Raw genomic sequence first — 19290 nt, 5'->3', positions numbered from 1 at the left:
CGCCGCTCCAGCGCGGCGGGGCCTTCGTCATGCCCGCGCCCGGCGCGCCGGGCGCCGGGCCGGTGCCAGGGCGAGCAGCAGAGCTGCCGCGGCCGCCGTGACCGGTATGCCGTAGGCGGCCGTCGGGGAGGCGTGCTCCACCGTCCAGCCGCCCGCCGCGCTGCCGCAGGCGATGCCGCCGAGCAGGCCGGTCACCGCGAGGGTCATGCCCTCGTTCAACCGGCCCTCGGGGGAGCGGTGCTGCACCAGCGTCATGGTGGTGACCATCGTCGGGGCGGTCGCCATGCCGGCGACCAGCAGCGTCAGCGCCAGCAGGGGCAGGGAGCCCGTGAGGGACGCCGCGAGCAGCGGCAGCGTCATCAGGGCCGTCATCGCGGCGACGCACCACGGCAGGCGGCGTTCGGCGGGCCCGGACGGCTTCACCGCGCCGTACAGCAGGCCGGCCGCACAGGAGCCGGCCGCCTGCAGCGCGAGGACCACACCGGCCGCCGCGCGGTGCCCCTGTGCTTCCGCGAACGCGATGGTGACGACCTCCACGGCCCCGAACACCGCGCCCATCGCCAGGCACACGGCCAGCAGCGGCGGGATGCCGGGGACGCGGAAGGGCGCCTTCGCCGTCGGGTGCGGCCGGGCCGGCGGCTCGGACCCGCGCTGGGCGGTGAAGAGGAGCATGCCGGTCACCAGCAGCACCACGCCGACGAGCGTGCCCGCCTCCGGGAACCACGCCGTGCACAGGAAGGCCGCGAGGACCGGCCCGAGCATGAAGCACAGTTCGTCCGCGGCCTGCTCGAAGGAGTTCGCGGTGTGCAGGGCGTCGGCGGCGCCCTTCCGGCCCTTCAGCAGGTGGGCCCAGCGGGCGCGGGCCATGCCGCCGGTGTTGGGCGTCGTCGCGGTGGCGGCGTACGCGGCGAACAGGGTCCAGGCGGGCGCGTCGAACCGGACGCACAGCAGCAGGGCGATCGAGCCCAGCGCGGCGACCAGCGTGGCGGGCAGCGCCACCCCGGCCTGGCCGTGCCGGTCCACGAACCGCGCGGTCCACGGCGCGACGAGCGCCGTCGCCGCCATCCCCGTCGCGGTGACGGCTCCGGCGAGGGCGTACGAACCACGCGTACCGGCGATCATCACGACCGCGCTCACGCTGAACATGCCCATGGGCATGCGCGCCATGAGATTCCCGATCGTGAACGCTCGGGCGCCGGGTGTGGCGAGGAGGCGGCGGTACGGGCCGGGCGGCCGGTGCCGGGTGCGCGGGCGGAAGTCGGCGGCGACCAGGGTGTCCGCGGTCAGAGCGAGGAGAGGGGTGGGCCGGGAGGGGCGCCCGGAAGACGGTTGCGGCATGCGCCCACCGTCGCCCGCGGGTGATCGCGGGGTCCAACACCTGTTCCGGCCCCATTCACGCACCCGTGTTGTAAGTTCGCCGGATGCCCGCGCCCGCCCACCTCGACCCCCGCCTCCTGCGCGCCTTCGTCACCGTCGCCGAGGACCTGCACTTCACCCGCGCCGCCGCCCGCCTGTACGTCGCCCAGCAGGCGCTCAGCAGGGACGTGCGGCGGTTGGAGAGGGAACTGGGCGCCGACCTGTTCGTCCGCACCACCCGGCAGGTGACCCTCACGGCCGACGGCGAGCGGCTGCTGCCGTACGCCCGCCGGGTCCTCCAGGCGCAGGACGACCTCCTGGCCGCCTTCGGGCAGGCCCGCCCGCTGCTGGTCGACCTCAACTCCCCGGGTCTGGTCACCGGCCGCCTGGTCCTGGAGCGGGCCCGGGCGCTGGCGCCCGGACTGGAGTTGATGGCGCGTTACGAGAGCGGGCTGACGTACGCCGCCGCCGAAGTGCTCGCGGGCCGCCTCGACACCTCCTTCGGCCGGTTCGCGGGGCTCGCCCCCGCGCTGCGGGCCGGCCTCGGTCACCAGCCGGTCCGCTACGAGCCCATGGCGGTGGTCCTGCCCGAGGACCATCCGCTGGCCGGGCTGACGGAGGTGCCGCTCGCCGCGCTCGCGGGCGAGACCGTGTACGCCGGGGCGGGCAACCCGCGCACCCCGGAGTGGACCGACCTCGCGCACCGCCTGTTCGCGGGGCGCGGCATCGAGGTGGCGGCGCCCGTTCCGCTGGCCGTCGGGGAGGAGGAATTCCAACGGATCATGGACAGGACGCGCCATCCGATCCTCGCCGTGGTGAGCTTCCCGGCCCTGGCGTCGACCGTGGTGCGCCCGCTCGTCGATCCGGTGCCGCTGTCGCCGGTGTCACTGGTCTGGCGGAAGGGGCTGGTGCACCCGGCGCTCGGCGCGTTGCGCCGGGCGGCGTCCCAGGTCGCGGCCCGTGAGGGCTGGCTGCGCAGGTCCGCCGGAGGGTGGATTCCGGCCACCGACGCCGGTGTGATGTCCGTTCCTTAATTGGCACGCGGGAACCACGCATCCTCCGCGTGCGCTACATTCGTGGCCTGAGCACGGTGTGGTACAGGGGGCGCTCGAACCTGGTGGGGGCCGGTTCGGCCGACGGGTGCTCGGAGTCGTATGCGCACCCGTGAACTGTCCCGTGGGGGGAAGTGCGTGCGCGTGAAGAAATGGCAAAAAGACGCCCAAGCGGAGGAGCCCGAGGCTGTGTCCGGGATGCGTGATGTGCCGGATTCGGGACAGGACGCCGATGTCACCGACGTGTTTCCGGCGACCCGGGATCTCCCGGTGACCGGAGAGACACCGGGCGCCGACGGGGCGTCCGGCGGGTTCACCGGGTCCGCCGGGTCCGGGTCGGGGTGGTTCGGGGCCGCCGGTGAGACCGTGCGTCGCCCCGGCGCGGGCTTCGGGGGTGCCGCCGCGGGTACGGGTACGCCGCGTGGCGCCGCCCAGCCGTCGCCGGACGCCACCGCGACCCGGCCGCTCGGCTCCCACGCCGACGCCGGCGCGACGGAGGCCCTCGGCTCCCGCGTGGGCAGGGATCGAATAGGCCCGGACCGAATAGGGCGGGACCGCATGGGCCGGGACCACATGGACCGGGACCGCAGGGGCCAGGGCCCGACAGGCCGGGACCGAATAGAGCGGGACCACAGGGGCCAGGGCCCGGCAAGCCGGGACCGAATAGGGCGGGACCGCATGGCCGGGGCCCCGGCGAACGGATACCCGGACCCGACGGGCGACGGCCCGTCACACCGGGGCTCCGCGGGCCCGTTCCCGGGCAGCGACTCGATGAACCAGGGCCGGATCACCTGGGGCAGGACCGGCCCGGCCGGCACCGGCCCGGCCGGCACCGGCCCGGCGGAGACCGCCCCCGCCAGGGCGAACCAGGCCAAGGCGAACCCGGCCGGCCCGCACCCGGCCGGCCCGAACGCCCGTACCGGCCCGGCCGGCGGCAACCCGACCCGAACCACCCCGTTCGCCTCTCCCCGCCCCGCCGGTCCCGCCGGGAACCGCCCGGTGGGTGCCGGCGCGGACTCCGGCGTGACGGACGTTCTTCCTCCGGTTCTTCCGGACTCCCCGGCGCCCCCGACCCGCGCCTTCCCGGCGACCGCGACCGGTCCCGCCGGGAACCGTCCGGTCGGTGCCGGCGTGGACGCCGATGTGACGGACGTTCTTCCTCCGGTTCTTCCGGACTCCCCGGCCTCCCCGACCCGCGCCTTCCCTGCGACCGCGACCGCGCACGCGTCCGCCCCCGCCACCGCGGTCCTCCGCGACCCTTGGCAGGAGACCCCGGACGACGAGACCGACGCCGGCAGCGGCGACCACACCCACGACCCGCACGAGGTGACGGTCCAGCTCGACGCCGTGCAGCTGGGCGACGGCGTGATCCGCCGGGCCGAGAGCGGGCAGCACCGCAAGGGCGGCCCGGAGCCCTCCGACGGGCCCGTCTTCGTCGACGCGTCGGGACGCCGCAGCCGCCTGTACCGACGCCTCGGCATAGCCGTCGGCGTGGCCTGCGCGATCTACGCCGTGGTCATCGTCTCCACGTTGCTGTCCGGCAACTCCGACGCGCCCTGGCTGCCCGTGGAGGGCCAGCAGGAGGGCAAGCCTGCCGGCCAGGTCGACACCACCCCGCTGCCCTCCGAGTCGGCCCAGCCCTCCGGCACCGGCAGCGCGGCCCCGCGGACCAGCCCTTCGGCCGGAACCGGCGTGACCACGGCGCCCGGTGAGGACGCCGCCGTGCCCGGCACGTCCGGCACCGCGCAGCAGCCCGGCACCAGCGCCGGCCCGGACGCCTCGGAGACCGGGACGGCGGGAACCGGTGCGCAGCCGGACGACGGCGCGAGCGACCCGGACCCGACGCGGTCGACGCAGCTGCCGCCCTCCGCCAGCCCCGACCCGTCGGTCCCGGCGGGCGGCGGTGACCCCACCGTCGACCCGACGGCACCCACCGTCGACCCCACCTCCGGCACCGACCCGGCCGGCGACGACACGACCGCCAACGGCGTGAGCGATCCCCTCTCCGCCGCCGGTTCCGCGGACGCGTCCGTCGTGGCCGCCGAAGCAGCGGGCTCGGACCACGCTTCCACGTCCTCTTCCCTGTCCCCGGAGAGCGCCCTCTGATGGCATCCCGCACCCGCCGTCACGGGACCGCGCGCCGCGCCGCCCGTGAGGGCTCCCGCCGCCGCCTGCCCCTGCGCCTGCTGCTGCCGCTGCTCGTCCTGGTCGCCCTGGTGGCCATGCTCATGCTCCGCGGATACGTGCACAGCGAGATCCTCGCCGACCACCGCGTCCAGCCGCCCGCCGCCACCGACCGGGTGCCGGAGAAGATCCTGGAGGGCGGCCCGGTCATCGACGCCCGGGGCGGTCGCACCGACAGCCTGCGCGTGCCCGACCACCACCTGGTCCTCACCTTCGACGACGGCCCGGACCCGACCTGGACGCCGAGGGTGCTGGACGTGCTGAAGAAGTACGACGCGCACGGCGTGTTCTTCGTCACCGGCACCATGGCCTCCCGCTACCCCGACCTCGTCAAGCGCATGGTCGACGAGGGCCACGAGGTCGGCCTGCACACCTTCAACCACCCCGACCTCTCCTTCCAGTCCAAGAAGCGCATCGACTGGGAGCTGTCGCAGAACCAGCTGGCGATCACCGGCGCGGCCGGCGTCCGCACTTCGCTCTTCCGCCCGCCGTACTCCTCCTTCGCCCGCGCCATGGACAACAAGTCCTGGCCGGTCACCGAGTACATCGGCAGCCGCGGCTACATCACCGTCGTCAACAACACCGACAGTGAGGACTGGCGGCGGCCCGGCGTCGACGAGATCATCCGCCGCGCCACGCCGAAGCACGGCAAGGGCGCCATCGTCCTGATGCACGACTCCGGCGGCGACCGCAGCCAGACCGTCGCGGCGCTGGACACGCTCCTGCCCGACCTGCAGAAGCGGGGCTACGAGTTCGACAACCTCACCGAGGCCCTGGACGCGCCCAGCGCGATGGCCCCGGTGAGCGGCGCGGAACTGTGGAAGGGCAAGGCGTGGGTCTTCCTGGTCCAGGCCTCGGGCAAGATCACCGACGGCCTGGTGGTGGGCCTGGCGGTCATCGGCACCCTGGTCATCGGCCGCTTTGTGCTGATGCTCCTGCTCTCCGGCCTCCACGCCCGCCGGGTCCGGCGCAGGAACTTCCGCTGGGGCCCGCCGGTGACCGAACCGGTGACGGTGCTGGTGCCGGCGTACAACGAGGCCAAGTGCATCGAGAACACCGTCCTGTCCCTGATGGCGAGTGACCACCCGGTCGAGATCATCGTCATCGACGACGGCTCCACCGACGGCACGGCACGGATCGTCGAGGCCATGGGCCTGCCGAACGTCCGGGTGATCCGCCAGCTCAACGCGGGCAAGCCGGCCGCGCTCAACCGGGGCCTGGCCAACGCCAGCCACGACATCGTCGTGATGATGGACGGCGACACCGTCTTCGAACCGTCCACCGTCCGCGAACTCGTCCAGCCCTTCGGCGACCCGAAGGTCGGCGCCGTGGCCGGCAACGCGAAGGTCGGCAACAAGGACAGCCTCATCGGCGCCTGGCAGCACATCGAGTACGTGATGGGCTTCAACCTCGACCGCCGGATGTACGACGTGCTGGGCTGCATGCCGACCATCCCCGGTGCCGTCGGCGCCTTCCGCCGCTCCGCCCTGGAGCCGTTCGGCGGCATGAGCGACGACACCCTCGCCGAGGACACCGACGTCACCATGGCGCTGCACCGCGCCGGCTGGCGCGTGGTCTACGCCGAGAACGCCCGCGCCTGGACCGAGGCCCCCGAGACGGTCCAGCAGCTCTGGTCGCAGCGCTACCGCTGGTCGTACGGCACCATGCAGGCGATCTGGAAGCACCGCCGCGCCGTGATCGAGAAGGGCCCCTCGGGCCGCTTCGGCCGCATCGGCCTGCCCTTCGTCTCGCTGTTCATGATCGTGGCCCCGCTGCTGGCCCCGCTGATCGACGTCTTCCTGCTCTACGGCATCGTCTTCGGCCCGACCCAGAAGACGATCATCGCGTGGCTGGGCGTCCTCGCCATCCAGGCGGTCTGCGCGGCCTTCGCCTTCCGCCTCGACCGTGAACGCATGACCCACCTGATCTCGCTGCCGTTGCAGCAGATCCTCTACCGCCAGCTCATGTACGTCGTGCTGCTCCAGTCCTGGATCACCGCACTCACCGGCGGCCGCCTGCGCTGGCAGAAGCTGCGGCGCACCGGTGTCGTCGGGGCACCCGGCGGCTCCGTGCCGCAGCAGCGTTCGCAGAGCCACGATGATCGGAGGCCCGTGGCATGACCCACGGTTACACGACCGGCACGGGCCCGGTCCCGGAACCGGCCGGGGCACCATACGGCACCCCCTACGGCACGCCCTACGCGCAGGGCCCGGACGCGACCGCGGGCACGCCGTACGCCGTCCCGCGGCAGCGCACGACGGAACCCGCGACCGAGCCCCCTCCCGCGGGGCCCGCCGCGCCCGCCGCGCCGAAACCGGGGCGCGACCGCTACCTGGACCTGCTGCGTTCCGTCGCCCTGGTCCGCGTCGTGGTGTACCACCTCTTCGGCTGGGCCTGGCTGTCGGTGCTCTTCCCGTCGATGGGCGTGATGTTCGCGTTGGCCGGCTCGCTGATGGCCCGGTCGCTGAAGCGCCCGGCGCTGGGCGTCATCCGCGGGCGCGTGCGCCGGCTCCTGCCGCCGATGTGGGTGTTCGCCGCCGTCGTGCTCACGATGATGTTCGCGAACGGCTGGAACCCCACCGAGGACCCGGACCGTGGCGGCACCTGGGGCCTGGTCGAGCTGTTCAACTACCTCGTCCCGATCGGCGCCCCGCCCTACCCCTGGCACGTCGGCTCCCCGTCCGGCCTGCTGGAGGACACCTGGGCGGTGCAGGCCGCGGGACCGCTGTGGTACCTGCGCGCCTACCTCTGGTTCGTCATCGCCTCGCCGCTGCTGCTGTGGCTGTTCCGCAAGGCGCCGTGGCCGACGCTGCTCGCGCCGCTCGGCCTCACGGCGATCGTCGGCACCGGGCTGGTGAAGATCCCCGGCGAGACGGGCAACGCGGTCACCGACTTCGCGGTCTACGGCGGCTGCTGGGTCCTCGGCTTCGCCCACCACGAGGGCATGCTGAAGCAGATCCCGCGGTACGTCTCCGTCTCCTGCGCGTCCCTGGTCATGGCCTTCGGCCTGTGGTGGGCCTCGAACCACCTGGGCCCCGACGGCTGGGACCTCAACGACATCCCGCTGGCCCAGGCGACCTGGTCGTTCGGGTTCGTGGTGATCCTCCTCCAGTACTCCCCGTCGTGGCAGGAACTCCCCGGCCGCCTGGCCAGGTGGGACAAGCTGGTGACCCTCTCCAACAACCGCGCGGTCACCATCTACCTCTGGCACAACCTGCTGATCATGGCCACCGTCCCGATCATCGACCTGGCCTACCACCTGCCCTTCATGCAGGGCGAGCGAGCGGTCGGTGCCCTCGACGGCGCGTACACGATCTGGATGTTCGCCCTCGTCTGGCCCCTCATCGGGCTGACGGTCCTCGCGGTCGGCTGGGTCGAGGACCTCGCGGCGAAGCGGAAGCCACGGCTGTGGCCGAACGGTACGAAGCGTGCCGCTGCGGCGCGGGGAGCCGGGGCGGCCCACCGGGGCTGACGGGTGCCGTTCGCCCGTGCGAGACTGCCCCGGTTGCGGAAGTGAACAGGGCGGCGGAAGCCGGTCGGGGGGAGTGGGCGGGATGAGCAAGCGGCAGACGCGGAAGATGCTGCGGTTGATCGCGAGCGGGGAGCCGGTCGAGCTGACCAGCCCGATGGCGTCCGTGAAGAAACTTGCCAGACTCGCCTTCGTCGCCCAGCAGTTCGGGTACGAGTACGCGGACGTGCGGCAGGGTGGCGGGAGCAACGGCTCGCTCACGATGCTGCTCGTCCCCGACCCCGGCCCGCAGGCCCGCGCCCGCGCCGCGCAGAACTGGGCGCAGTATCCGAACGCCCACGACGGGGTGTCCCTGCCGCCGCTCGTGCCGGACGCACTCGAACTCCTCAAGGCGCGGATCAACTTCGACCTCACCGGCAAGAGCGCCGAGAAGCGGATGGGGTACGCCGCGCTCGGTGTCACGGTCGGCTGCGCGATCGTCGGGTTCCGCCTCGGCGGGGCGTCCGGGGACTTCGTCGTGGCCGCGGTCGTCTGGCTGTGCGTGCTGGCGCTCCTGGGCGTCGGCCTCCTCGTGACACGCAAGCGCAACGCCAGGTTCGCGGCCCGGCTGCGGGCCGCCGGGTTCACGCCGGTGGCCGACGAGACGGGGCGGGTGCGGTACCTGGCGCCCGGGGCGCAACTCCCCGGGCACGGCAACCCGTTCGGGTACGGCGGCCCCGCGCCCGCCACCGCGCCGCCGTACGGCTGGCCGGCCCCCGGCACACCCGCCGCTCCCGGTGGGTACGCCGTCCCTGGTGTCCCTGGTGTCCCTGGTGGGTACGCCGCGCCCGTGCCCGGTGGTTACGCACAGCCCGCTCCCGGCCCGTACGCCCAGCCGCAGCCGCAGCCGCAGCCGCAGCCGCAGCCGCAGCCGCAGCCGTATCCGGCTCAGGCGGCCCCTGGCCAGTACCAGCAGCCCCAGTACCCCCAGCAGCCGTACCCGCCCCAGCAGCCCACCTGGCAGCCCCGGCCCCCGCAGGGCTGACGCGCCTCTCGACGGTGACCTCTCATCGCGCCCCGGCGTCGGGTGAGAGCAACGTTCCCTTCCGGTCATCCACAGCCCCACAGGCCCGAAACGCGCCCTCCCTACCGTCGGTGCAACCGAGCTACGGAGCACCGTGGAGGCGTCATGACAGTCCCTGGCGGCCGCTGGATCCAGCACTGGGATCCGGAGGACGAGACCTTCTGGAAGGAGACGGGGGAGCGGATCGCCCGACGCAACCTGTTCTTCTCCGTCCTCTCCGAACACATCGGGTTCTCGGTCTGGACGCTGTGGTCCGTACTGGTGCTCTTCATGGGCCCGGAGTACGGGCTGACGCCGGCCGACAAGTTCCTGCTGACGTCCGTGGTGACCCTGGTCGGGGCCGTGGTCCGGGTGCCGTACACCTTCGCGGTCGCGCTCTTCGGCGGGCGGAACTGGACGGTCATCTCGGCCGGGCTGCTGCTCGTGCCGACCGTCGCGGCCTTCACGGTCATGGAGCCGGGGACGTCCTTCTCGACGTTCCTCCTGGTGGGCCTGCTCGCCGGCATCGGCGGCGGCAACTTCGCCTCCTCCATGACCAACATCAACGCCTTCTTCCCGCTGAGGAAGAAGGGCTGGGCGCTCGGTCTCAACGCCGGGGGCGGGAACATCGGCGTGCCGGTCATCCAGCTGACCGCGCTCGCGATCATCGGGGCGAACGGCGGACCGCGGGTGCTGCTCGGCATCTACATCCCGCTGATCCTGGTGGCCGCCGTCCTCGCCGCCTGCTTCATGGACAACCTCGCCTCCGTGAAGAACGACACCGGAGCCGCCAAGGACGCCGTCCGGGAGGCCCACACCTGGATCATGGCGGTGCTGTACATCGGCACGTTCGGCTCGTTCATCGGCTACAGCTTCGCCTTCGGGCAGGTGCTCCAGACCCAGTTCGGGCGCACCCCGCTCCAGGCCGCGTACCTCACCTTCATCGGCCCGCTGCTCGGCTCCCTGATCCGGCCGCTGGGCGGCAGGCTCGCCGACCGGTACGGCGGCGCGCGGATCACGCTGTGGAACTTCGTCGCCATGGCCGCCGCCACCGCCGTACTCGTCGCGGCCAGCATGGCGAAGTCGCTCGGGCTGTTCGTCGCCGTGTTCGTGGTGCTGTTCGCGCTCAGCGGACTCGGCAACGGGTCCACGTTCAAGATGATCCCCGGGATCTTCCAGAACAAGGCGCTCGCCAGGGGGCTGAGGGGCGAGGAGGCCGTGGCGTATGGGCGGCGGCTCTCCGGTGCCTCCATGGGGCTGATCGGCGCGGTCGGCGCGCTCGGCGGCGTCGCCATCAACCTCGCCTTCCGGCAGTCCTTCCTCTCCGTCGGCTCGGGCACCGGCGCCTTCGTCGCCTTCCTCGCCTTCTACGCCGTCTGTTTCGCCGTCACCTGGGCGGTATACCTTCGCCGCCCGGCCGTACCGGCGCCGGACGGGCCCACGGGACCGGCACGGCCCGAGGCCCGGCTCCACTACGCCGAGGTATGACGTAACACTGGTGACATGAGGCGGAACCGAGCCTGTCACGCGCCGTTGACAGGCTCGGCCGGCACGTGCGCAGGCACACGGGTGTGAACGATCGGAGCGCGGCGAGCGATGGACGACGAACAGCAGCGACCTGACCACGGCCCCCTGGCCGGATTCACCGTGGGCGTGACCGCCGCCCGCCGGGCCGACGAACTGGGGGCGCTGCTCCAGCGGCGCGGGGCGGCCGTCCTGCACGCCCCGGCCCTGCGGATCGTGCCGCTCGCCGACGACAGCGAGCTGCTGGCCGCGACCAAGCAGCTCATCGACCAGGCACCGGACGTCGTGATCGCCACCACCGCCATCGGCTTCCGGGGGTGGGTCGAGGCCGCCGACGGCTGGGGACTCGGGGACGCCCTGCTGGAGCGGCTGCGCACCGTGGAACTGCTGGCCCGCGGGCCCAAGGTCAAGGGCGCGGTCCGGGCCGCCGGGCTGACGGAACAGTGGTCGCCGGCCTCCGAGTCCATGGCCGAGGTGCTGGACCGGCTGCTGGCGGAGGGTGTCGACGGCCGCCGCATCGCCGTACAGCTGCACGGCGAGCCGCTGCCGGGGTTCGTGGAGGCGCTGCGGGCGGGCGGCGCCGAGGTGGTGGGCGTGCCGGTCTACCGGTGGCTGCCGCCGGAGGACCTCGGTCCCGTGGACCGGTTGCTGGACGCCGCCGTCTCGCGTGGCGTGGACGCCGTCACCTTCACCAGCGCGCCCGCCGCCGCCTCCCTGCTCTCCCGCGCCGAGGAGCGCGGTCTGCTGCCGGAGCTGCTCGCCGCGTTCGGGCACGACGTGCTGCCCGTCTGCGTCGGCCCGGTCACCGCGGTGCCGCTCCAGGGGCACGGCGTCGACACGGTCCAGCCCGAGCGCTTCCGGCTCGGCCCGCTCGTCCAGCTGCTGTGCCGGGAACTGCCGGGCCGCGCCCGCGCCCTGCCGGTCGCCGGGCACCGGCTGGAGATCCGCGGGCACGCGGCGCTCGTCGACGGGGAACTCAGGACCGTGCCGCCCGCCGGCATGTCCCTGCTGCGGACGCTGTCCCGGCGGCCGGGCTGGGTCGTGCCCCGCGCGGACCTGCTGCGGGCCCTGCCGGGCACCGGCCGCGACGAACACGCCGTGGAGACGGCGATGGCCCGCCTGCGGACGGCCCTCGGCGCGCCGAAGCTGATCCAGACGGTGGTGAAGCGCGGCTACCGCCTGGCCCTGGACCCGGCCACGGACGCCAAGTACACGGACGGGTGAGACGGGCGCCGGGCGCCACCCCCGCCCGCCCCGCGCCCCGCGCCCAGCGCCTTGGGCCCCGCGCCCGGAACCCCGCGCCCCGCGCCCCGGCCGCGGAGCCCCGTGACGCACGGCCCCGGCGCGGACGCGCGAACCGCGTGCGCAGGCGGCCAGGGACGCGGTACGAGGGGTTCCGGGCGCGGAAGCGGGCAGGCACTGTAGAGGGAGCGATCCACCCACCTGACTCCCCTCTCCGGCCCGCCCCACCGGGCAACCCCTAGGCGGTGACAGGAACATGGCACTGGGAACAGCCACCGGCCCGTACGAGCTGCGGTTCGACACCGGGCGGATCTGCCTGGACCTCATCGCCACCACCCACCCGACGGAACGGCTGGAGTCCGTCGCGGTGCTGTGCGCCTGGATCACCGGCTCCGGACTCGTCCCGCCCGGCACCCCGCTGGCCCACGCCGACCCCTCCTGGCTGGCCGCCTTCCGTGAACTGCGCCACGAGACCGCGAGGTTGGTGCGCGGCCGGCCGGCGCCCGGAGTCCACCCGTACGACCTCGCGCTCGACCGCGTCAACGCCCTCGCCGCCGCGGCGCCCCCGGCCCCGCGCGCGGTGCACGGCGAGGACGGGGCGCTGGTGCGGGAGTTGACCGGACCGCCCCCGTGCGCCGCACTGCTGGGCGCGCTCGCCCGGGACGCGGTGGAGCTGCTCACCGACCCGGTCGCGCGGGCGGGCCTGCGGCAGTGCGAGGGCGACAACTGCCCGATCGTGTACGTGGACACGTCCCGGGGCCGCCGCCGGCGCTGGTGCTCCAGTGGGATCTGCGGCAACCGCGAACGCGTCGCGCGGCACCGCAGGCGCGCGGCCCTCGCCCGGTAGGTCCGGCCGTGCCCGTTTCGTCACGCCACCTGGAGAAAACTGTCGCCCCGCTTTGAACGCCCCGCGCCCCGTGTCCGTACCGGATGGGCGAGCGACCGACTGGGGGAACCCCCGGACATCGGAGGTGGGCGTGCGCAAGGATTCCGTCGTGGCCGGTGAACGTGGTGCGAGGGCCCGACATCGCATGTCCCAGTCGTCCTCGGAACCCGACGAGGAGCTGATGCGCGCCCTGTACCGGGAGCACGCGGGCCCCTTGCTGGCGTACGTGCTGCGACTGGTCGCGGGGGACCGGCAGCGTGCCGAGGACGTCGTCCAGGAGACGCTCATCCGGGCCTGGAAGAACGCCGGTCAGCTCAATCGGGCGACCGGATCGGTACGCCCCTGGCTGGTGACGGTCGCCCGGCGCATCGTCATCGACGGCCACCGCAGCCGGCAGGCCCGGCCGCAGGAGGTCGATCCGTCGCCGCTGGAGGTCATCCCCGCGGAGGACGAGATCGACAAGGCGCTGTGGCTGATGACGCTGTCGGACGCGCTCGACGACCTGACCCCGGCTCACCGGGAGGTCCTCGTCGAGACGTACTTCAAGGGGCGTACCGTCAATGAGGCGGCGCAGACACTGGGCATACCCAGCGGCACCGTTCGCTCCCGGGTTTTCTACGCCCTGCGTTCGATGAAGCTGGCACTGGAGGAGCGGGGGGTGACGGCGTGACGAGCGGGTACGGGGGCGCTCAGGGTTTCGGCGGGGGATTCGGCCCGGGTGATACGGGTAATTCTGTCCCCATGCAGGGATCACCGGCGCCGAACGAGCACGAGACCGTCGGCGCCTACGCCCTCGGCATCCTCGACGACGCGGAGGCGACCGCGTTCGAGGCGCACCTCGCCACCTGCGAGTGGTGCGCCCAGCAGCTCGACGAGCTGGCCGGGATGGAGCCGATGATGGCCGCGCTCGCCGACCTGCCGGGCGCCGGCACACCGGCGGTCGCCGAGTCGCTGACGGCGAAGCCCGGCCCGCGGCTGGCGGAGAAGCTCGTCGACGAGGTCGCCGAGCGCCGGGCGGGCAGGCGGCGCCGCAACCTCTACCTGGTGGGCACGGCGGCGGCGCTGATCATCGGCGGCCCGTTCGCCGCCGTGGCGACCACCGGCGGCGACGACGGGGGCGGCGGCCGCAAGACCGAGGCGGCGCAGCCCTCGGCGGGCCCCGCCGAGTCCGCCTTCGCCGCCATGCCCGACCGGGTCACGGCGACCGACCCGGCCACCGAGGTCAGCGCGACCGTGGCGCTGGAGAAGAAGGCCTGGGGCACCGAGGCGGTCCTGGAGCTGAGGAACGTCAAGGGCCCCCAGAAGTGCTCCCTGATCGCCGTCGGCAAGAACGGCGAGCGGGAGACGCTCAGCTCCTGGACCGTCCCGGAGTGGGGCTACGGCGTCCCGGACGCCACCACCGAGAAGGCCAGGAAACCGCTCTACGTGCACGGTGGCGCCGCCTTCGAGCCCAACCAGATCGACCACTTCGAGGTCATGACCTTCGACGGCGAGCGGCTGGTGGAGGTGGACGCGTAGGACGGGCGCCAGGCGCGCCGTGGCTTCCGGAGCCCCCTTCGCGTACCTTTGACGGCTGCCCAGCACGTCAGAAGGGGGCCCGGTGGCCGCACAGGCGCAACAGGACTCAGCGGTCGACTCGGTGCACGACCCGGTACGGGACGACTCCGTACGGGACCGAGAGATCAGCGTGGAACAGGCACACCTGGACCGGGTGTACCGCCGCCTCGAGGAGAAGATCCACGAGGCCGAGTTCCTCATGCACGACGCCGCCCAGCGCGGCCACGTCGGCACGCCCGGCGCGCTGGCCGAGCGCGACGCGCAGGTCTTCCGGGCCGGCGTCCACCTCAGCCGTCTGAACAACGAGTTCGAGGACTTCCTCTTCGGCCGCATCGACCTGCTCCTCGGCAAGGACGGCAAGAAGGGCCCGGACGGCGCCTACACGGCGGTCGAGCCCGCCGAGGGCGCCCTCGGGCCCGACGGCACCGCCGACATCGCCGAGACCCTGCACATCGGCCGCATCGGCGTCCTGGACGAGGACTACGCGCCGCTGGTCATCGACTGGCGGGCGCCCGCCGCGGCCCCCTTCTACCGTTCCACGCCGGTCGACCCGGGCCGGGTCGTGCGCCGCCGGGTGATCCGCTCCAAGGGGCGGCGCGTCCTCGGCGTCGAGGACGACCTCATGCGGCCCGAGATCAAGGCCCGCCTGGACGGCGAGGAACTGGCCGTCGTCGGCGACGGCGCCCTGATGGCCGCCCTGGGCCAGGCCCGCACCCACTCGATGCGGGACATCGTGGCCTCCATCCAGGCCGAGCAGGACCTGGTGATCCGCGCCCCCGCAGCCTCCGTGACGTACGTCGAGGGCGGCCCCGGCACCGGCAAGACCGCCGTCGCCCTGCACCGGGCCGCGTACCTGCTCTACCAGGACCGGCGCCGGTACGCGGGCGGCATCCTGATCGTCTCGCCGACCCCGCTGCTGGTGGCGTACACCGAGGGCGTGCTGCCCTCCCTCGGCGAGGAGGGGCAGGTGGCGATCCGCGCGATCGGCTCGCTCGTCGACGGCGCCGAGGCCACGCTGTACGACTCCCCGGCCACCGCCCGCGCCAAGGGCTCCTCGCGCATGCTCAGGGTGCTGCGCAGGGCCGCGCGCGGGACGCTGGAGCCGGACGGCTCGCCGGCCCTGCTGCGGGTCGTCGTCTTCGGCCGCCGCCTCGAACTGGAGGCCGAGGAGCTGGCCGGCATCCGCCGCACCGCCCTCGGCGGCACCGCGCCCGTCAACCTGCTGCGCCCCCGCGCCCGCCGGCTGCTCCTGGACGCCCTGTGGGCCAAGTCCGGCGCCGCCGGCCGGCACACCGACCCCGAGCTGGCCGCCGAGCTGCGCTCCTCCTTCGACGAGGACGTCAGCGCCGAGGACTCCTTCCTCGCCTTCCTCGACGCCTGGTGGCCCGAGCTGACGCCCGGCGCCGTCCTGGCGGCCATGGCGGACGAACGGCGCCTCGGCCGCTGGGCCCGGCGGATCCTCACCCCGGGCGAGGTCCGCAAGGTGGCCCGCTCGCTGCGCCGCGAGGGGCACTCCGTGCACGACATCGCCCTGCTCGACGAACTCCAGGCGGTGCTCGGCACCCCGGCCCGCCCCCGCAAGCGGCGCGAGCTGGACCCGCTGGACCAGCTCACCGGCCTGGACGAGCTGATGCCGCAGCGCGAGGAGACCCAGTGGGAGCGCGCCGAGCGCCTCGCGCAGGAGCGCACCGAGTACGCGCACGTCATCGTGGACGAGGCGCAGGACCTCACGCCCATGCAGTGGCGGATGGTGGGCCGCCGCGGCCGGCACGCCACGTGGACCGTGGTCGGCGACCCGGCCCAGTCCTCCTGGTCCGATCCCGACGAGGCGGCGGCGGCCCGTGACGAGGCGCTGGGCACCCGCCCGCGGCGCCGCTTCGAGCTGACCGTGAACTACCGCAACCCGGCGGAGATCGCCGAGCTGGCGGCCAGGGTGCTCGCCCTCGCCATGCCGGGCTCCCGGTCGCCGGCGGCCGTCCGCTCCACGGGCGTGCAGCCGCGCTTCGCGGTGGCGCGGGACTCCTTCGCCGACGCGGTCCGGGCGGAGGCGGCCCGGCTGCTGGACCTCGTCGACGGCACCGTCGGCGTCGTGGTCGCGATGAACCGCCGCGAGGAGGCCCGGCGCTGGCTGGCCGGGCTCGGGGACCGGGTGGTGGCGCTCGGCAGCCTGGAGGCCAAGGGACTGGAGTACGACGCCACGGTCGTCGTCTCGCCGGCCGAGATCGCCGACGAGTCGCCCGCCGGGCTGCGCGTGCTGTACGTCGCCCTCACCCGGGCCACCCAGCAGCTGACGGTCGTCTCCGGCGGGCGGGACGAGCCGGACGCGGCGGGGGTGCCGGACCTGCTGCGCGACTGAGGCCGGGGCACTCGGGCAGTGCCGGGAGATGCGAGAGGCCCGCGCCGTCGGACGGCGCGGGCCTCTCGTCTGCGTTGAGGTGGCACCGACCCGCCATGCTCGCCTCGCGGCAAGTGGTCGCTCTGAGCGACGAAGGTTGGGCCCGGGGGCTTGGATCGAGCCGGTGCCACGTCCAAGGTAACAAACGATCCCCGCAAGACAATTCCCGTCCCGCAGGTTCTTTCCCGGGCGGGCCTCCCTCTTCCGTCCACCCGCCACTTCTCGTATGGTGGAAGTAGTTTTCCGAAAGTGTCCCGGCCTGGCGGAACGGCGCGCGAACTCTAAGTTCGCAATCCCGGGGCGGCTACCACGTACTCAGTGGTAGGTGCGACGATCGGACGGCACAACGCAGCTACACGGTGAAAGCAGAGGAAGTCGGCCATGGCAACGGCGCCCAGCGTCTCCTACTCGATGACGGTCCGACTGGAGGTGCCCGCTGGCGGAACAGCGGTCTCGCAGCTCACCACCGCGGTGGAGTCCGCGGGCGGCTCCGTCACCGGCCTCGACGTCACGGCCTCCGGCCACGACAAGCTCCGCATCGACGTCACCATCGCCGCCGGCTCGACCTCCCACGCCGACGAGATCGTGGAGCAGCTGCGCGACATCGAGGGCGTGAGCCTCGGCAAGGTCTCCGACCGCACCTTCCTCATGCACCTCGGCGGCAAGATCGAGATGGCGTCGAAGCACCCCATCCGCAACCGCGACGACCTCTCCATGATCTACACGCCGGGCGTGGCCCGCGTCTGCATGGCGATCGCCGAGAACCCCGAGGACGCCCGCCGCCTGACCATCAAGCGCAACTCCGTTGCGGTCGTGACGGACGGTTCCGCGGTGCTGGGCCTCGGCAACATCGGCCCGAAGGCCGCGCTGCCGGTGATGGAGGGCAAGGCGGCCCTGTTCAAGCGCTTCGCCGGCATCGACGCCTGGCCACTCTGCCTCGACACCCAGGACACCGACGCGATCGTCGAGATCGTCAAGGCCATCGCCCCGGGCTTCGCCGGCATCAACCTGGAGGACATCTCCGCCCCCCGCTGCTTCGAGATCGAGGCCCGGCTGCGCGAGGCCCTCGACATCCCCGTCTTCCACGACGACCAGCACGGCACCGCGATCGTCGTCCTCGCCGCCCTGACCAACGCCCTGCGCGTCGTCGACAAGCCCATCGAGAACGTGCGGGTCGTCATGTCCGGCGCGGGCGCGGCCGGTACGGCCATCCTCAAGCTGCTGCTCGCCGCGGGCGTCAAGAACGCCGTCGTCGCCGACATCCACGGTGTGGTGCACGCCGGCCGCACCGACCTGGTCGACGCCGCGCCCGGGTCGGCGCTGCGCTGGATCGCCGACAACACCAATCCCGAGGGCCTCACCGGCACCCTGAAGGAGGCCGTGCACGGCGCCGACGTCTTCATCGGCGTCTCCGCCCCCAACGTCCTGGACGGCGAGGACGTGGCCGCCATGGCGGAGGGCGCGATCGTCTTCGCGCTCGCGAACCCCGATCCCGAGGTCGACCCGGCGATCGCCCGCCAGACCGCGGCCGTCGTGGCCACCGGCCGCTCCGACTTCCCGAACCAGATCAACAACGTGCTGGTCTTCCCGGGCGTCTTCCGCGGCCTGCTGGACGCCCAGTCCCGCACGGTCAACACCGAGATGATGCTGGCAGCCGCGCACGCCCTGGCGGACGTGGTGACCGAGGACGAGATCAACCCGAACTACATCATCCCCAGCGTCTTCAACGACAAGGTCGCCGGCGCCGTCGCGGGCGCCGTGCGGGAGGCGGCGAAGGCCGCCGGAGTGGTGGCCTAGGTCTCCCCGGCGGAGCGCGGTGGCCCGTGAGGTGGTGGTGAGGATCACCACGGCGGGCCGCCCCGCCGGCGCGTCGCGGGACGGGCGGCCTCGGACGGCCCTCTAGGGTGGCGCAAGGCTCAGGCCCTCTCATCGTGTGACTCCCAAGGGTGTTCTCACGACTCCTGGGGGTGCCGGATTGGCTTTACCGCCGCAGGTGGAGGCAGGATGCCTCCCTGGGCGCGAGGGTCTGACGACCGACCCGGGTCCGGGGAATGTCCGAGGCCCCTGGCAGCATCGGCATCGCTGTGCCCAACATGCGGCTCCGCCGCGTGGCACGCCTCAACGGCAAGAAGAACACGGGAGTAACAACATGAACCGCAGTGAGCTGGTGGCCGCGCTGGCCGACCGCGCCGAGGTGACCCGCAAGGACGCCGACGCCGTGCTGGCCGCGTTCGCCGACGTCGTCGGCGACATCGTCTCCAAGGGCGACGAGAAGGTCACCATCCCCGGCTTCCTGACCTTCGAGCGCACGCACCGTGCCGCTCGCACCGCCCGCAACCCGCAGACCGGCGAGCCGATCCAGATCCCGGCCGGCTACAGCGTCAAGGTCTCCGCGGGCTCCAAGCTCAAGGAAGCCGCCAAGGGCAAGTGACCCTGCCGTACGCGGGCCCCAGGGCGGCGTACACGGCGCAGTGACGTAGAAGGGGCGGCCACCCTCCCGGGTGGCCGCCCCTTCTACGTGCCTGTACGTCTCTCTACGTGCCTGTACGCCTCCGCGTGCCGGTGCGCCTCTACGCGTGTGTG

14 protein-coding genes are annotated in these 19290 nt (G+C 73.4%); 13 read left to right on the top strand and 1 reads right to left on the bottom strand.

The window, feature by feature from the left end; translation table 11 throughout:
* Nucleotides 1-27: 27 nt before the first annotated feature.
* On the bottom strand, nucleotides 28-1338 hold the full coding sequence (locus ACVV2G_RS11650; protein ID WP_453842575.1) for an MFS transporter: 1311 nt from the start codon (nucleotides 1336-1338) through the stop codon (nucleotides 28-30).
* 83 nt (nucleotides 1339-1421) lie between these two features.
* Here ACVV2G_RS11650 and ACVV2G_RS11645 point away from each other — a divergent pair, with 83 nt between their 5' ends.
* From ACVV2G_RS11645 to ACVV2G_RS11585, 13 genes are all read left to right on the top strand, one after another.
* Nucleotides 1422-2390, top strand: a complete 969-nt coding sequence (locus ACVV2G_RS11645; protein WP_453842574.1) for a LysR family transcriptional regulator — start codon at nucleotides 1422-1424, stop codon at nucleotides 2388-2390.
* A gap of 696 nt (nucleotides 2391-3086) precedes the next feature.
* The gene (locus tag ACVV2G_RS11640) at nucleotides 3087-4514 is read left to right on the top strand and encodes a hypothetical protein (protein WP_453842573.1); all 1428 of its coding nucleotides are present in this window, start codon (nucleotides 3087-3089) and stop codon (nucleotides 4512-4514) included.
* On the top strand, nucleotides 4514-6712 hold the full coding sequence (locus ACVV2G_RS11635; protein ID WP_453842572.1) for a bifunctional polysaccharide deacetylase/glycosyltransferase family 2 protein: 2199 nt from the start codon (nucleotides 4514-4516) through the stop codon (nucleotides 6710-6712). The genes ACVV2G_RS11640 and ACVV2G_RS11635 overlap by 1 nt, the downstream gene beginning before the upstream one ends.
* The gene (locus ACVV2G_RS11630) at nucleotides 6709-8064 is read left to right on the top strand and encodes an acyltransferase family protein (protein ID WP_453842571.1); all 1356 of its coding nucleotides are present in this window, start codon (nucleotides 6709-6711) and stop codon (nucleotides 8062-8064) included. Before ACVV2G_RS11635 ends, ACVV2G_RS11630 begins: the two co-directional genes overlap by 4 nt.
* An 82-nt stretch (nucleotides 8065-8146) precedes the next feature.
* Nucleotides 8147-9085: a hypothetical protein gene (locus tag ACVV2G_RS11625; RefSeq protein WP_453842570.1), complete on the top strand. Its 939-nt coding sequence runs from the start codon at nucleotides 8147-8149 to the stop codon at nucleotides 9083-9085.
* A gap of 144 nt (nucleotides 9086-9229) precedes the next feature.
* Nucleotides 9230-10591 (top strand): nitrate/nitrite transporter, encoded by a 1362-nt coding sequence (locus ACVV2G_RS11620; RefSeq protein ID WP_453842569.1) that lies wholly within the window; start codon nucleotides 9230-9232, stop codon nucleotides 10589-10591.
* A 108-nt stretch (nucleotides 10592-10699) separates the two neighbouring features.
* Nucleotides 10700-11851, top strand: coding sequence for a uroporphyrinogen-III synthase (locus ACVV2G_RS11615; RefSeq protein WP_453842568.1), 1152 nt, complete (start codon nucleotides 10700-10702; stop codon nucleotides 11849-11851).
* A 274-nt stretch (nucleotides 11852-12125) separates the two neighbouring features.
* The gene (locus ACVV2G_RS11610) at nucleotides 12126-12716 is read left to right on the top strand and encodes a CGNR zinc finger domain-containing protein (protein ID WP_453842567.1); all 591 of its coding nucleotides are present in this window, start codon (nucleotides 12126-12128) and stop codon (nucleotides 12714-12716) included.
* Between the two features lie 184 nt (nucleotides 12717-12900).
* Nucleotides 12901-13425 (top strand): sigma-70 family RNA polymerase sigma factor, encoded by a 525-nt coding sequence (locus ACVV2G_RS11605; protein WP_007450155.1) that lies wholly within the window; start codon nucleotides 12901-12903, stop codon nucleotides 13423-13425.
* Nucleotides 13426-13496: 71 nt separating this feature from the next.
* Complete coding sequence (locus ACVV2G_RS11600; RefSeq protein ID WP_453842566.1) at nucleotides 13497-14273, top strand: anti-sigma factor family protein; 777 nt, start codon at nucleotides 13497-13499, stop codon at nucleotides 14271-14273.
* 82 nt (nucleotides 14274-14355) lie between these two features.
* Complete coding sequence (locus tag ACVV2G_RS11595; RefSeq protein ID WP_453842565.1) at nucleotides 14356-16668, top strand: HelD family protein; 2313 nt, start codon at nucleotides 14356-14358, stop codon at nucleotides 16666-16668.
* 420 nt (nucleotides 16669-17088) lie between these two features.
* Nucleotides 17089-18504: an NAD-dependent malic enzyme gene (locus ACVV2G_RS11590; protein ID WP_453842564.1), complete on the top strand. Its 1416-nt coding sequence runs from the start codon at nucleotides 17089-17091 to the stop codon at nucleotides 18502-18504.
* Nucleotides 18505-18856: 352 nt separating this feature from the next.
* Nucleotides 18857-19138: an HU family DNA-binding protein gene (locus ACVV2G_RS11585; RefSeq protein ID WP_003990598.1), complete on the top strand. Its 282-nt coding sequence runs from the start codon at nucleotides 18857-18859 to the stop codon at nucleotides 19136-19138.
* Nucleotides 19139-19290: the final 152 nt, after the last annotated feature.

The sequence above is a fragment of the Streptomyces sp. JK94 genome (assembly GCF_053613315.1).
The sequence above is the reverse complement of the archived record's forward strand: the minus strand, read 5'-3'. Positions and strand labels throughout refer to the sequence as shown.